The 13833-nt window shown below is 71.6% G+C and carries 14 protein-coding genes; 3 read left to right on the forward strand and 11 right to left on the reverse strand.

What is annotated here, in order from left to right; all coding sequences use genetic code 11:
- Positions 1-159: 159 nt before the first annotated feature.
- The 8 genes from ABZ794_RS20580 to ABZ794_RS20615 all read right to left on the reverse strand — a co-directional run bounded on the left by ABZ794_RS20580 (position 160) and on the right by ABZ794_RS20615 (position 8251).
- Positions 160-786 carry a dihydrofolate reductase family protein gene (locus ABZ794_RS20580; RefSeq protein WP_210785184.1) on the reverse strand — a complete coding sequence of 209 codons (627 nt, stop codon included), beginning with the start codon at positions 784-786 and terminating at the stop codon, positions 160-162.
- A complete protein-coding gene (locus tag ABZ794_RS20585) occupies positions 783-1259 on the reverse strand; it encodes an SRPBCC domain-containing protein (RefSeq protein WP_210785185.1) in 477 nt (158 codons plus the stop codon). Before ABZ794_RS20585 ends, ABZ794_RS20580 begins: the two co-directional genes overlap by 4 nt.
- Entirely contained in the window at positions 1256-1564 is a 309-nt protein-coding gene (locus ABZ794_RS20590) for a metalloregulator ArsR/SmtB family transcription factor (protein ID WP_238690907.1), read from the reverse strand. The genes ABZ794_RS20585 and ABZ794_RS20590 overlap by 4 nt, the downstream gene beginning before the upstream one ends.
- 190 nt (positions 1565-1754) lie before the next feature.
- Positions 1755-2594, reverse strand: coding sequence for a hypothetical protein (locus tag ABZ794_RS20595; RefSeq protein ID WP_357517009.1), 840 nt, complete (start codon positions 2592-2594; stop codon positions 1755-1757).
- 171 nt (positions 2595-2765) lie between these two features.
- The gene (locus tag ABZ794_RS20600) at positions 2766-4826 is read right to left on the reverse strand and encodes a 3-hydroxyacyl-CoA dehydrogenase NAD-binding domain-containing protein (RefSeq protein WP_210785187.1); all 2061 of its coding nucleotides are present in this window, start codon (positions 4824-4826) and stop codon (positions 2766-2768) included.
- Entirely contained in the window at positions 4823-6019 is a 1197-nt protein-coding gene (locus ABZ794_RS20605; RefSeq protein WP_091400648.1) for a thiolase family protein, read from the reverse strand. Before ABZ794_RS20605 ends, ABZ794_RS20600 begins: the two co-directional genes overlap by 4 nt.
- 232 nt (positions 6020-6251) lie before the next feature.
- The gene (locus ABZ794_RS20610) at positions 6252-7583 is read right to left on the reverse strand and encodes a ribonuclease D (RefSeq protein WP_210785188.1); all 1332 of its coding nucleotides are present in this window, start codon (positions 7581-7583) and stop codon (positions 6252-6254) included.
- Between the two features lie 95 nt (positions 7584-7678).
- Positions 7679-8251, reverse strand: coding sequence for a DUF3000 domain-containing protein (locus ABZ794_RS20615; RefSeq protein ID WP_091400652.1), 573 nt, complete (start codon positions 8249-8251; stop codon positions 7679-7681).
- Positions 8252-8389: 138 nt separating this feature from the next.
- On the opposite strand from ABZ794_RS20615, the gene hemE reads away from it, so the two are divergent.
- The 3 genes from hemE to hemQ are packed head-to-tail and all read left to right on the forward strand — an operon-like array spanning position 8390 to position 11706.
- Complete coding sequence (hemE, locus tag ABZ794_RS20620; protein WP_238690910.1) at positions 8390-9541, forward strand: uroporphyrinogen decarboxylase; 1152 nt, start codon at positions 8390-8392, stop codon at positions 9539-9541.
- A gap of 6 nt (positions 9542-9547) precedes the next feature.
- Positions 9548-11008: a protoporphyrinogen oxidase gene (gene hemG / locus ABZ794_RS20625; RefSeq protein ID WP_357517012.1), complete on the forward strand. Its 1461-nt coding sequence runs from the start codon at positions 9548-9550 to the stop codon at positions 11006-11008.
- Positions 11005-11706: a hydrogen peroxide-dependent heme synthase gene (gene hemQ / locus ABZ794_RS20630; protein ID WP_196921722.1), complete on the forward strand. Its 702-nt coding sequence runs from the start codon at positions 11005-11007 to the stop codon at positions 11704-11706. Before hemG ends, hemQ begins: the two co-directional genes overlap by 4 nt.
- Positions 11707-11757: 51 nt before the next feature.
- Here hemQ and ABZ794_RS20635 read toward each other — a convergent pair whose 3' ends face one another.
- The 3 genes from ABZ794_RS20635 to ABZ794_RS20645 form a co-directional block, all read right to left on the reverse strand.
- Complete coding sequence (locus ABZ794_RS20635) at positions 11758-12840, reverse strand: lytic polysaccharide monooxygenase (protein WP_357517015.1); 1083 nt, start codon at positions 12838-12840, stop codon at positions 11758-11760.
- 118 nt (positions 12841-12958) lie between these two features.
- Positions 12959-13414: a GNAT family N-acetyltransferase gene (locus ABZ794_RS20640; RefSeq protein ID WP_210787452.1), complete on the reverse strand. Its 456-nt coding sequence runs from the start codon at positions 13412-13414 to the stop codon at positions 12959-12961.
- Positions 13415-13496: 82 nt separating this feature from the next.
- The gene (locus ABZ794_RS20645; RefSeq protein WP_091400670.1) at positions 13497-13757 is read right to left on the reverse strand and encodes a Prokaryotic metallothionein; all 261 of its coding nucleotides are present in this window, start codon (positions 13755-13757) and stop codon (positions 13497-13499) included.
- Positions 13758-13833: the final 76 nt, after the last annotated feature.

Below are 13833 nucleotides of genomic sequence, written 5' to 3' on the forward strand. Positions count from 1 at the left end.
GAATTTCCGATGACCCTTCCCTCGTTCATGAAGCACGTGCAGACGCTCGAATCGAACGGACTGATCCACACGACCAAGTCCGGCCCGGTGCCGCGCTGCCGGGGCGGAACCTGGCCGCGAGATTCAGGCCGTGGCCGGGCCGTGCCGTGGCGCGGGTGACTAGACGAAGGCCGTCGCGCCCTCGTACTCCGCCACCGGGGCGGCGCCGACATGCTCGTACTCGAGCAGGAGCAGGCCCTTCGCCGTCGCTTCGTGATGAACCAGCCGGAGGCCGACGGATGCGTTCGGATGGTCGAGCAGCCGCCGCCCGGAACCGGCCACGGTGGGGGCCACGACGAGTCGGAGTGTGTCGACGAGGCCGGCTGACAACAGAGCCTTGCCAAGTCGTGCGCTGCCGTGGATCTGGAGCTCCCGTCCTGGCTGTGCCTTGAGCTCCCCGACGGTGTGGAGCGGGTCGCCGTGGAGCACCGTCGTCGGGTGCCAGCTACCTTCCGCCAGGGTGTTGGTCACGACGTACTTCGGTAGTGAGTTCATCCGTTCGGTGAACGGATCGTCCGGGTCGGTGATCCGCGGCCAGTCGCGAGCGAACGCCTCGTAGGTCCGCCGTCCGAGCAGCAGACCGTCGGCGAGACCCAACCAGTCAGAGGTCCGGCGGACGAAGACCTCGTCCAGGTAGGGCACGAGCCAGCCGCCCCGGGTGAAGTCGCCGCTGGTGTCCTCGGTCGGCGAGCCGGGCCCCTGGCTGACGCCGTCGAGAGTGACGAACTCGGTAAGGACGATCTTCACAGCGCCCCCTGGCTCTCGGCGAGCCCGGCGAGTTGTTCGGTGACCGAGCCCCAGCCGTCCGCGAAGCCGATCTTCTCGTGAAGGTCACGAGCGGCGGGATCACCGTGGCGGACGATGATCCGGTAGTCCGTGCCGTCCGGATGGTCCTTCATGGTGATCTCCGCGGTCATCGGGACCGGGGTTGGGTGTGCAGGCCGCCAGGCGCTGTCGATCACGTTGGTGAACACGATCCGTTCCAGGTCGTCGACGACGAGGAAGCACGCGTCGAGGTGCGGGACGAACTCCACCCCGTCCTCGCTCAGCCGGGTCACTAGCGCCCCACCGGGCCGGACGTCCAAACGATCGACGCGGCACAGGGCCGGTGCCGGTATCCACCACTTCTCGAAGCGGGACGGGTCGGTCCAGGCGCTCCACACGGCGGCGCGAGGGGCGCGGATGACCCGCGCCATGGTCAGGTCCAGGTCGGGATTCATTGCTGGTTCTCCTGCTGATCGGTGACGAGGCGTTCCAGGCGATCCGTGCGCTCTTCCCAGATCCGGCGCTGCTCCGCGAGCCAGTCGTCGACGACGGCGAGGCGCTCGCGGTTGAGCACGCAGGTGCGCACCCGGCCGGACTTGGTCGTGTGGATCAGTCCGTTCGATTCGAGCGTCTGCACGTGCTTCATGAACGAGGGAAGGGTCATCGGAAATTCGCGGGCGAGGTCGCCGACGCTCGTCGGACCGTGGCCGAGGCGTCGGATGACCCAGCGCCGGGTCGGGTCAGCGAGGGCGACGAACACGCCGTCGAGCTGCGCCGAATACTGTGCCATAAGGCTAAGTGTTACCCCGGGTGACACTTAGCGCAAGGGCAAAGTATTTGCGGGCCTCAGGGGGTGGCTGCCGTAGCGGCGGCGGCTGGTCCGACGCGCCTCAGGAAAGCAGCGGGGCCCCGGCCACCCGAGGGTGGCCGGGGCCCCGGTCGCGTACGGATCAGGACTGCTGCTCGACCTGGCCCCGGATCGTGATGAACTCGGCCTTCGCCTGGTCGGCGGACTTGAAGTACATCACCACCATGCCAAGGCTGCCCCGGTCGGCCCAGACGCAGATGCCCAGCGGCACGGTATCGGCCTTGCCGTCGCCGCAGCGCGCCTCACCGCCGAGCGGGCCGGCGTCGACGGCCGTCATCTTGTCCACAGTCAGCTGCTTGGACAGCCCGTCCACATAGGCGTCGAGCTCCTTCTTCGGGTCCGACAGCAGCCCGGACACGCCCGCGATCATGACGAGGTCCTGCTTGGTCGGGTCGCCGTAGAAGGCGGCGACCGTGCTGGTCTCGTTCCCCGCCGCCGTCTTCATCCCGGCGACCGCCTGCTCGGCGGCCGTCAGGAGTTCCGGGTTGGTGAGCTTCGGCCGGTCGGCGAGGGTGGCCGGCGCGACCACCCGGGTCTTGCTGGCGTCCACCACGGCACCCACGTCGTCCTTGACGACGAGCCAGGTGATCGCCGCGCCGCCGACGCAGAGCACCAGCACCACGGCCAACACGATCAGCACGATCTTGCCGACGTTCGACTTCTTCGCCGGCGGAGGGCCGCCGGCCAGGTTCGGGTCACCGTACGGCTGACCCGGTTGTGCCGGTGGGAAGCCCGGCTGCGCGGGTGGGAAGCCCGGCTGCGCGGGTGGGAAGCCCGGCTGCGCGGGTGGGAAACCACCGGGCTGCTGCGGCTGTCCCTGCTGCTGCGGCGGCGGCCAACCGCCAGGCTGCTGGCCCGGCTGCTGCGACGGGTCGGGGGAATCGTGCGGCGGGCCGTAGGGATTGGCCGGCGGCTGGGACATCAGTCAGCTCCAAGATGGGTGTGCAAAACGCGTGATCCTAACCCGGTGCGGAGCCCGCCGTTGTCCCTGCGGAGAGCCCCACCCGGCGATCGACCGATCACAAACGGTCGCGGTGGCCGGCCCGTCCACGAGGGACGGCCCGACCACCGCGACGGTGGTACTGCGCTTTTCTCAGGCCGGCAGGCTCGCCGCGCCGCGCGGCAGGAACCGCTGACCGGTGACCCGCTCGGAGGTGCCGGTCCGGTCCAGGTACGGCGTGACGCCGCCCAGGTGGAACGGCCAGCCGGCGCCCAGGATCATGCACAGGTCGATGTCCTGTGCCTCGGCGACCACACCCTCGTCCAGCATCAGCCGGATCTCCTGCGCGAGCGCGTCGAGGGCGTTCTGGCGTACCTGCTCGGCGGTCAGCGGCTGGTCACCGACCACGAGCAGCTTGGCGACCTCCTCGTTGACCTGGTCGTCGACCACGAGCGGCTGGCCCGAGTCGGCGATCCGCCTGAGGTTCTCGCTGACGGAGAACCGGTCCGGGTACACGGCGTGCAGGGTGCCGCCCACGTGGTACGCGACGGCCGGCCCGACCAACTGGAGCAGGGCGAGCGGACGCATCGGCAGGCCCAGTGGGTCCAGTGCGCTGTTCGCCACGTCCAGCGGAGTCCCCGCGTCGACGGCGGCGAAGACGGTGCCCAGGAAGCGGGTGAGCAGCCGGTTCACCACGAACGCCGGAGCGTCCTTGACCAGCACGCTCGACTTCTTGAGCTGCTTGCCCACGGCGAACGCGGTCGCCAGGGTGACGTCGTCGGTGCGCTCGCCCCGGACGATCTCCAGCAGCGGCAGCACCGCCACCGGGTTGAAGAAGTGGAAGCCGACCACCCGCTCCGGGTGCTCCAACTCGGCGGCCATCTCGGTGATCGACAGCGAGCTGGTGTTGGTGGCGAGCACCGCCTCCGGAGAGACGATCTTCTCCAACTCGGCCCAGACCTGCTTCTTGACGCCCAGGTCCTCGAAGACTGCCTCGATGACGAAGTCCGCGTCGGCGAAGGCGCTCTTGTCGACAGTGCCGCTGACCAGGCCGTACAGCTTGGCGGCGGTGCCCTTGTCCATCCGGCCCTTGGTGACGGCCTTCTCGATCTGGGTGTGCACGTAGCCGACGCCCTTGTCCACCCGGGACTGGTCGAGGTCGGTCATCACCACCGGCACCTGGAGGCGGCGGGCGAACAGCAGCGCCAGCTGGCTGGCCATCAGGCCCGCGCCGACGATGCCGACCTTGGTAATTGTGCGAGCCAGGCCCTTGTCCGGTGCGCCGGCCGGGCGCTTGGCCCGCCGCTGCACCAGGTCGAACGCGTACAGGCCGCTGCGCAGCTCCTCGGAGAAGACCAGGTCCGCGAGGGCCTCGTCCTCGGCGGCGGTGCCGGCGGCGAAGTCGCCGTCCTTCGCCGTCTCCAGCAGGTCGAGCGCCTTGTACGCGGCCGGGACCGCGCCGTGCAGCCGCTGGTTCAGCGTCTCGCGGGCGAAGTAGAGCACGCCCGCCCACATGTCCTTGTCGACCTCGGGTCGGGTCACTGTGACCTGACCCCGGACCACGCCGGCAGCCCACTCCAGGGACCGCTCCAGGAAGTCCGCCGGCTCCAGCAGGATGTCCGCGATGCCCAGCTCGGCCGCCTGCTTCGGCTTGAGCATCTTGTTCTGCATCAGCGGGTTCTGGATGATCACCTGGGTCGCGGCGGGGATGCCGATCAGGTTCGGCAGCAGCTGGGTGCCGCCCCAGCCGGGCACCAGACCGAGGGAGACCTCAGGCAGCGCGAGGGCCGCCGCACCGCCGGAGAGCGTCCGGTAGTGGCAGTGCAGCGCCAGCTCCAGGCCACCGCCCATCGCCGCGCCGTTGACGAACGCGAAGGTGGGAACGCTGCTGTCCTTGAGCCGGGCGAAGACCCGGTGGCCGAGCCGGCCGATCTCCAGCGCCTGCGCGCGGTCGGCGAGCTGCGGCAGACCCACGATGTCCGCGCCCACACAGAAGATGTACGGCTTGCCGGTGACCGCGATGAACGCCGGGTCGGCGGCGAGCGCGGCGGTGATCGCCTCGTCCAGGCTGGCCAACCCACCCGGGCCGAAGGTGTTCGGCTTGGTGTGGTCGAAGCCGTTGTCCAGCGTGATCAGGGCGGCGGGCCGGTCCAGCCCCGGCACGTTCACCTGGCGCAGCAGCGCCCGGGTGACGACCTCGTTCGGTGCCTTCACTTGTTGCCACCCTCCCAGTGCGGGTTCTCCCAGATGACCGTGCCGCCCATGCCGATGCCGATGCACATCGCCGTGAGGCCGTACCGGACCTCGGGGTGCTCGGCGAACTGGCGGGCCAGCTGCGTCATCAGCCGTACGCCGGAGGAGGCCAGCGGGTGACCGATGGCGATCGCACCGCCCCACGGGTTGACCCGCGCGTCGTCGTCGGCGATGCCGAAGTGGTCGAGGAAGGCGAGCACCTGCACGGCGAACGCCTCGTTCAGCTCGAACAGGCCGATGTCGTCGATGCTGAGCCCGGCGAGGCGCAGCGCCTTCTCCGTCGACGGGATCGGGCCGACGCCCATCACCTCCGGCTCGACTCCGACGAAGCCGAACGACACCAGCCGCATGGCGACCGGCAGGCCCAGCTCGCGGGCGGTGGCCTCGTCGGCCAGCAGACTCGCTGTGGCGCCGTCGTTCAGGCCGGCCGCGTTACCCGCGGTGACCTTGCCGTGCGGGCGGAACGGGGTCTTCAGGGTGGCCAGCTTCTCCAGCGAGGTGTCCCGCGGGGCCTCGTCCACAGTGGCCAGACCCCACCCGCCCTCCGCGTCGCGGATCGACATCGGCACCAGGTCGTCCTGGAGCTTGCCGTTGGCGTACGCCTTGGCGGTCTTCTGCTGCGAGGCGAGCGCGAACGCGTCGGTGCGTGCCTTGGTGATGTGCGGGACCAGGTCGTGCAGGTTCTCCGCGGTGGAGCCCATCACCAGCGCGGACGGGTCGACCAGCTTCTCCGCGATGATGCGCGGGTTGGGGTCGACGCCCTCACCCATCGGGTGGCGGCCCATGTGCTCGACGCCACCGGCGATGGCGATGTCGTACGCGCCCATGGCGATGCCGCTGGCCACCGTGGTGACCGCGGTCATCGCCCCCGCGCACATCCGGTCGATGGCGAAGCCGGGAACGGTCTTGGGCAGCCCGGCCAGCAGGGCGGCGGTGCGGCCGATGGTGAGGCCCTGGTCGCCGATCTGGGTGGTGGCCGCGATGGCGACCTCCTCGACCCGCTCCGGGGGCAGCTGCGGGTTGCGACGCAGCAGTTCCCGGATGCAGCGGATCACCAGGTCGTCGGCGCGGGTGTTGGCGTACATGCCACCCGCCTTGCCGAACGGGGTACGGACGCCGTCGACGAAGACGACGTCGCGAACTTCACGGGGCACTTGAGCCTCCTATTCGACCGTGATTCGGCCTTCGCGCCGGGCGGCACGTCGGACCGAACAAGGGTCGCCGACACGGGCACGTTCCCTCGGATGCTACTCGCCAGTAACCAACCCCGTCCCCACCCCCGCCTGTGGCCCACCCCACACCCGCCTACGGTCGATCATGAAGTTATTGCCGAGACACGCCGGTGCGTGCGGCAATTACTTCATGATCAACAGCGGGAGGGGCGGATCAGGAGAGGGTTGGGGTTTTTGGGGTCAGGGCTTCGGTGAGGTCGGGGGTGAGGAGGCCGATCTGCCACTCGCGGGCGTTGAGGCCACGCAGGGTCTCCGCCACCGACTCCTCGGTGATCTCCTCGGGCGGGGTCCAGGCCAGCCGGCGGACCGAATCCGGAGTGATCAGGTTTTCCGGCGGAAGGTTGTGCTCGCCGGCGATGCGGATCACGACCTCCCGGCAGCGGGCCAGCCGACCGGCCGCCACCGGGTCCCGCTCGGCCCATCGGTGCGGCGGGGGCGGGCCCTCCACCGCCGGCGAAACCGGCAGCGAATCCTCCGGCAGCTGCCGCGCGTCGTCGAGCGCGGCGAGCCAGGTGCGGGCCAGCCGACGGACCGACCGACCACCGAAACCGGGCAGGGTCAGCAGGGTCTTCTCGTCCTTCGGGTCCAACTCGGCCGCGGCGATGATCGCCGAGTCGGGCAGCACCCGACCCGGAGCGGCGTCCCGCCGGGAAGCGATCTGGTCCCGGGCATACCACATCGAGCGGACCCGGGCCTGCGCCCGCGCCCCCCGCAGCCGGTGGATGCCCGAGGTACGCCGCCACGGCTCCGCCCGAACCCGGGGCGGGCGTGCCCCGGTGCGGACCAGCGCGGCGAACTCCTCCGCGGCCCAGGCCGACTTGCCCTGCCGGGTCAACTCGGCGTCGAGCGCGTCGCGCAGGTCGGTGAGCAGCTCCACGTCGAGGGCGGCGTACGTCAACCACGACTCGGGCAGCGGTCGGCTCGACCAGTCGGCCGCCGAGTGGTGCTTCTCCAGGGTGAACCCGAGCAGCTGCTCGGTGAGCGCGGCCAGCCCGACGCGTTCGAAGCCGGCCAGCCGAGCCGCCAGCTCGGTGTCGAACAAGCGGCGTGGACGCAACCCCACCTCCGCCAGGCAGGGCAGATCCTGGCTGGCCGCGTGGAGGACCCACTCGGCCTCACCGATCACCGCGTCCAGCGCGCTGAGGTCGGGCAGGGGCAGCGGGTCGATCAGTGCCGTGCCCGCACCGGCCCGGCGCAGTTGCACCAGGTACGCGCGTTGGCTGTAGCGGTAGCCGGAAGCCCGTTCGGCGTCCAGGGCGACAGGGCCGGTGCCCGCCGCGAAGCGGGCCACGACCTCGGCAAGCTCGGCCGGGGCGGCCACCGGATCGGGGGTGCCGTCACGCGGGGCGATCAGCGGAACGGGCCCACCGTCGGCCGGGTCGGCCCCCTCGCCCGCCGGCTGCGGCTGGGCCGACGGCGGGTGCTGGGGTGCGTTTCCCGGAAGTTCTTCGGTGGGCCGACGGCGCAGGGGTGGTTCGTCGGTCACCTGCCAACCCTAGTGCGCGCGGAGATCCGGCGGGTGCAGCCGGTCCGGCGTGTGTCGATCAGGTGTCCGCAAAGTGTCCTCCCGAGGGCCGAACGTCAGGCTGCGCCGGCCGGGCGGCGGTCGGAGAGGGCGGTGACGCCGGGTGGGGGGAGGCCGGCGGTCGAGGCGAGCAACGCGCACCAGCCGAGCAGGTGTGGGGTCAGGTCGTCGTCGATCGGCGTCCAGGACGCGCGGATCTCGATGTCACCGATTGTCGGTGGCCCGGCGAGATCGCCGAACCGGGTCGACATGGTCTGCGTCACCGTTCCGCCGATCGCCCGGTGACCGGCGTCCTGGGCGTCCAACGCGTCGGTCAGCCACGTCCAGCCGACCCCGGGCAGCAGCGGGTCGGCGGCCAGATCGACCTCCAACTCGGCGGTCACGTAGGTGACCAGCCGCAGGGTGCCCTGCCACGCCTCGTGCCCGACCGGGTTGTGCAGCAGGATCAGTCGGCCGGTCGCCACCTCGTCGTCGTCGCGCAGCACCGTCGCGGCGAGCGCGAACGCGTACGGGGCCAGCCGCTGGGGGGCGCCGACCTCCTCCAGGGTGATCTCCGGCCGCGGGGCGGCCGACCGCAGCCCGGCGACCGCGCGGGCGAACGTCTCCGGGAGCGCGATCGGGGGGGCCATGTCGGCAGCCTATGCCGCCGTCCGTCGCCCGCTTCGACGGCGCGCCGACGCTCACGAAGGGCACCGGGGCGTAAGGAACGGTGCCCTTCCTCTCACCCCCACCCGGTTGGGGGTGGCGGGCGTGGCACGATTGCGGCGATGACCACGGACACCACGGGCACTGTCGCCCGAGACGGAGATTCCCGCCCCGGCGGACCGGCCGACTCGCCCTTCATCAGGGCCTGCCGACGTCGGCCCGTCCCGCACACCCCGGTCTGGTTCATGCGCCAGGCCGGCCGTTCCCTCCCGGAGTACCGGGAGATCCGGGCGAGCGTGCCGATGCTGGAGTCCTGCCGCCGCCCGGATCTGGTCACCGAGATCACCCTCCAGCCGGTGCGCCGGCACGGCGTGGACGCGGCGATCCTGTTCAGCGACATCGTGGTGCCCGTCGCCGCGGCCGGGATCGACCTGGACATCGTGCCGGGCACCGGCCCGGTGGTGGCCGAGCCGATCCGCACCGCCGCCGACGTGGAACGGATCCGCCAGATCACCCGCGACGACGTCTCGTACGTGGACGAGGCCGTCCGGCAGTTGGTGGTCGAGTTGGGCGACACCCCGCTGATCGGTTTCGCCGGCGCGCCGTTCACGCTGGCCAGCTACCTGGTCGAGGGCGGGCCGTCGCGCACCCACGCGAAGACCAAGGCCCTGATGTACGGCGACCCGGAGCTGTGGCACGCGCTCTGCGCCCGGCTGGCCGAGGTGACCTTGGCCTTCCTGCGGGTGCAGATCGAGGCCGGCGTCTCCGCCGTGCAACTGTTCGACTCGTGGGCCGGCGCGCTCTCCGAGGCCGACTACCGCCGTTTCGTGTTGCCGCACTCGACAGCCGTGCTGAGTGGGCTGGTCGACGATCGCTCCGGGTCGGGGCGCGGCGACGGACGCGCCGAGCCGGAGCCGTCGCATGCCGGGGTGCCCCGGATCCACTTCGGGGTGGGCACCGCCGAGCTGCTCGGCGCGATGGGCGAGGCCGGGGCCGACGTGGTCGGCGTCGACTGGCGTACGCCACTGGACGTGGCCACCGGCCGGATCGGCGCGGACAAGGCGGTGCAGGGCAACCTGGACCCGTGCGTGCTGCTCGCGCCGTGGCCGGTCGTCGAGGCCGAGGTGCGCCGCATCCTGGAGCAGGGCCGGGCGGCTCCCGGGCACGTGTTCAACCTCGGCCACGGGGTGCTGCCGGAGACCGACCCGGAGGTGCTGACCCGGGTGGTCGCGCTGGTGCACGAGCTGTCCAGCCGCCGAGCCGACCAGGGCTGACCGGGAATGCGGCGGCCCTGGCGGGTGGCGGTGGTCGGCGGTGGGATCGCCGGTCTGGCCGCCGCGGTCCGCCTGCGCGACCGCGCGCCGGCCGGCACCGAGATCACTGTGTACGAGCAGTCCGGCGTGCTGGGCGGGAAGCTGCGCACCAGGGAGCTGGCTGGTCAGCCGGTCGAGTTCGGCGCGGAGTCGTTCCTGATGCGCGACCCGACCGGCGCCGAGAGCGCGGCGGTGGCGTTGGCCCGCCGGCTCGGATTGGCCGAGAAGATCGTGCACCCCACTGTGGGGCAGGCCGCGCTGGTCATCGACGGGGGGCTGCGCCCCATCCCGGGCGGCACCCTGGTGGGCGTACCCGGGGATCTGGATCGGGTGGCCACTGTCGCCCGCCCGGCCGCGGACGCCGACACCGACGGTGGTCGGCCGCTGGTCGGGCCGGACGCGGACGTCTCGGTGGGCGCGCTGGTCCGGTCCCGCTTCGGCAACGAGGTGGTCGAGCGGCTGGTCGACCCGATGCTGGGCGGCGTGTACGCGGGCCGCGCCGACGATCTCTCACTGGTCACGACGATGCCGGCGCTGGCCCGCACGGCCCGGGTGGAGCACACCCTGGTCGGCGCGGTCCGGGCCGCGCAGGCCGCCGCGCCGCGTGCGCCCGGCGCCCCGGTCTTCGGCACCCTCGTCGGTGGGCTCAGCACCCTGGTCGAGGCGGCCGTGACGGCCAGCGGCGCGACGGTACGGCGGGACGCCGCAGTGCGCGAGTTGACAGCGACCGACACGGGTTGGCGGCTCACCGTCGGCCCGACCCGTGACCCTGACGACGGCTCCAGGTCGCGGCGCGGCGCCAGACGCGCCGAGCTGGAGTCGTCGATGGTGGACGTGGACGCCGTGGTGCTGGCGGTGCCGGCGCGACCGGCGGCGCGTCTGCTCGCCGGCCCCGCGCCGGCGGTGGCGGCGGGCGTCGGCGCGCTGGACTACGCGAGCGTCGCGCTGGTCACCATGGCGTTGCCGCACCCGCGACTGCCCGAGCTGTCCGGCTTCCTGGTGCCGAGCACCGAGGGCCTGCTGATCAAGGCGGCGACCTTCTTCACCACCAAGTGGGGGCACCTGCGCCGGCCGGACGGGTTGGCGCTGGTGCGCGCCTCGGTGGGCAGGTACGGCGAGGAGACGCACCTTCAGCGCCCCGACGCGGACCTGGCGGCCACCGTGCACCGGGAGTTGTCGGCGGTGCTCGGCACCCCGCTGCCCGCCCCGGTCGACGGGCACGTGCAGCGGTGGGGCGGTGCGCTGCCGCAGTACGCGCCGGGGCACGCAGACCGGCTCGACGCCGCGCGGACGGCGCTGCGGGCCGCGCACCCCACACTGGTCCTCGCCGGCGCCGGCTACGACGGCGTCGGCATCCCGGTCTGCGTCCGTTCCGGCGAGACGGCGGCCGAAGAGATCATCACAGCACTGGGAGGATCGGCGAGATGACCGAGCAGACCAACGCGGCCCGGTTGCGGGAGCTGAACGACAGCATCCGCTACACCATGTGGTCGGTGTTCCGGGCCAGCTCCCCGCTGCCGTCGCTGCGGGACAACGTCACCGGCGAGGTGGTGTCCCTCTTCGACGAGCTGGCCGGCAAGGACGTGGTGGTCCGGGGCGTGTACGACGTCTCCGGGCTGCGCGCCGACGCGGACGTGATGATCTGGTGGCACTCCGCGTCCCCCGACGCGCTCCAGGACGCTTACCTGCGGTTCCGCCGCACCACCCTGGGGCGGGCGCTGACCCCGGTGTGGTCGCAGATGGCGCTGCACCGGCCGGCGGAGTTCAACAAGAGCCACATCCCGGCGTTCCTGGCCGGTGAGGAGGCTCGCCCCTACATCTGTGTGTACCCGTTCGTCCGCTCCTACGAGTGGTACCTGCTGCCCGACGCCGAGCGGCGCGAGATGCTGGCCGAGCACGGCAAGATGGCCCGCGGCTACCCGGACGTGCGGGCCAACACTGTCGCCTCGTTCGCGCTCGGCGACTACGAGTGGATGCTCGCCTTCGAGGCCGACGAGCTGCACCGGATCGTCGACCTGATGCGGGACCTGCGCGCCTCCGGCGCCCGCCGGCACGTCCGCGAAGAGGTCCCGTTCTACACCGGCCGCCGCCGTTCGGTGGCCGAGATCGTCAATTGCCTGGTCTGACCCCCGCCGGCCGGCGCCGCACCCCCGCCCGGGTGCGGCGCCGGACGGGGATCAACTGGTCGTCGTACAGGAGACCAGCGGAACCGGGTTGCTGCCGTTCCACGAGCCGAGGAAACCGAACGTGGTGCTCGCTCCGGCGGCAAGGGTGCCGTTGTTGTTGGTGTTACGTGCGGTGACCAGCGTGCCGTTGGTGCTGACCGTCGCGTTCCACGACGAGGTGACCCGCTGGCCGTTGCCGTAGTTCCAGCTCACCGACCAGCCCTGGGTGGGTGAGCCACCCGCGGTCACCTTCACGTCGGCCTGGAAGCCGCCGGACCACTGACCGGTCACCTGGTACGTAGCCGTGCAGGCACCGGCCGGCGGCGGGGTGGTCGGCGGGGGAGTGGTGGGCGGCGGGGTCGTCGGCGGGGGATCGGTGGGTGGGGTGGTCGACCCGCCGCCGAAGTCGACGTCGCTGCACAGGTAGTACGACTGGTCCAGGTGGCTGGCCTGCCAGACGGTGTAGACGATGTGCCGTCCGGTGCGGCCCGGCGCGCTCACCGGGATCTGGATCGAGACACCACTGGGGTCCGGGCTCCACTGGGAGGCGGGGGTGTTGCCGATCTGTCCCGCCAACTCCAGGTTGCCCCAGCCGAGTGGTTGGGTGGCGGCGTTGAAGCCCTGCTTGGTCACGTACACCCGGATGTAGTCGGCGCCGTGACGGGCCTGGTCGACGAAGCGGAGCCGGAAGTTGTTCGACACCGCTGTGGTCTTCCAGGCGCCGATGGTGTCCAGCGCGTTGTAGCGCGGGCTCTGGGTGCGTCCGCCGCTGCAGAGTTGGCCGTCGGGGACGGCGGCCTGGTGGTTGCCTCCCACACCCTCGCGGTACAGGCCGTTCCAGTTCCACATGGCGGCGGGGTCGGCCTGCCAGGCCTGCCAGCACATCGGGTCCTCGGTGGCCATCCGCGGGTTCTGGAAGTCGCTGCCCCAACGTTGCCAGCAGCCGTAGTTACGCGAGGCCGGGTCGACGACCGAACCGTGCGCAGAGGCGGGATCGGCCCGCATGGTGGTCACTGCGGTCGTCAAAAGGAGCGTGGTGGTCGCCACGATGGCGAACAGCCAGAGCACGCGTGGTGATCGGGTGAGAGTGGACATGGAGCCCCCGGGGGGATGAGGTCGGACGTCGACACCCGGATCGCCGGGAGTGCCCACTCCCGTGCCTGATCGCTGGCTCCCGCGATGGCTCTACCCGGGCACGATGCCAGTTCGATCGTCAGCCGTCAATGGCTTTGCGCCGCATCGGGGTGTGCGGGATGCCGTCCTCGACGTACTCGGGGCCGCTGACCGTGAAGCCGTGCCGGGTGTAGAACGCGACCAGGTGCGACTGGGCGTCCAGCACGCACGGCCGGTTGCCCACCACCTCGAGCGCCGCTGTCATCAGCCGGCCGGCGTGTCCGCCGCCGCGCGCCGTCGGGGCCACCACGACCCGACCGATCCGGGCGACACCGTCCGGGTCGGCCAGAATCCGCAGGTACGCAAGCGGCGCGCCGCCGTCGGTGAGCCAGACGTGCCGGGTGCCCGGCTCGACGTCCCGCCCGTCCAGCTCCGGGTACGGGCAGTTCTGTTCCACCACGAACACGTCGATGCGCAGTTTGAGCAGGTCGTGGAGGGTGCGGGCGTTCAGGTCGGCGAAGGAGGCCGTCCGGAGCTCGGTGGTCTGCTGGGGCATCCACCGATGGTAGGTCGGGCGGGTTCACCTGGGGTTCGCCCGGTCGGGTGCGAGGTAGGTGGCGGCGGCCGGGCGGGCGCGGTCAGGCCGGGCGGGCGCCGACGGCGTCGCGGATCTCGGCGCCCACCGCGCCCTCGACAGCGCGGGCGCAGTGCGCGCAGCAGAAGAAGCGGCCGTTGACCTCGACGCCGTGCCCGACGATCTTGACCTGGCAGTGCTCGCAGATCGGTGCCATGCGCTGGATCGCGCACTCGAACGAGTCGAAGGTGTGCACATCGCCGCTGACGGTGTGCACCTCGAACGCCATCCAGTAGTCGTTGCCGCAGACCTCGCAGGTTGCCACCGAAAACCCTCCGTTATATGGACAAGTGCTTACAGAATCCCTCAGATGGCCTCGACGTGGGAGCGGAACGTCGATG

This window comes from Micromonospora sp. NPDC047187 (assembly GCF_040643355.1).
Lineage (GTDB): Bacteria > Actinomycetota > Actinomycetes > Mycobacteriales > Micromonosporaceae > Micromonospora > Micromonospora salmantinae.

Excerpts from the sequence above, each read along its gene's own strand:
- ABZ794_RS20585 (WP_210785185.1), bottom strand. The coding sequence starts at position 1,259 with ATGAATCCCGACCTGGACCTGACCATGGCGCGGGTCATCCGCGCCCCT.
- ABZ794_RS20595 (WP_357517009.1), bottom strand. The coding sequence starts at position 2,594 with ATGTCCCAGCCGCCGGCCAATCCCTACGGCCCGCCGCACGATTCCCCC.
- ABZ794_RS20615 (WP_091400652.1), bottom strand. The coding sequence starts at position 8,251 with ATGGCCCCCCCGATCGCGCTCCCGGAGACGTTCGCCCGCGCGGTCGCC.
- hemE (WP_238690910.1), top strand. The coding sequence starts at position 8,390 with ATGACCACGGACACCACGGGCACTGTCGCCCGAGACGGAGATTCCCGC.
- hemG (WP_357517012.1), top strand. The coding sequence starts at position 9,548 with ATGCGGCGGCCCTGGCGGGTGGCGGTGGTCGGCGGTGGGATCGCCGGT.
- hemQ (WP_196921722.1), top strand. The coding sequence starts at position 11,005 with ATGACCGAGCAGACCAACGCGGCCCGGTTGCGGGAGCTGAACGACAGC.
- ABZ794_RS20635 (WP_357517015.1), bottom strand. The coding sequence starts at position 12,840 with ATGTCCACTCTCACCCGATCACCACGCGTGCTCTGGCTGTTCGCCATC.
- ABZ794_RS20640 (WP_210787452.1), bottom strand. The coding sequence starts at position 13,414 with ATGCCCCAGCAGACCACCGAGCTCCGGACGGCCTCCTTCGCCGACCTG.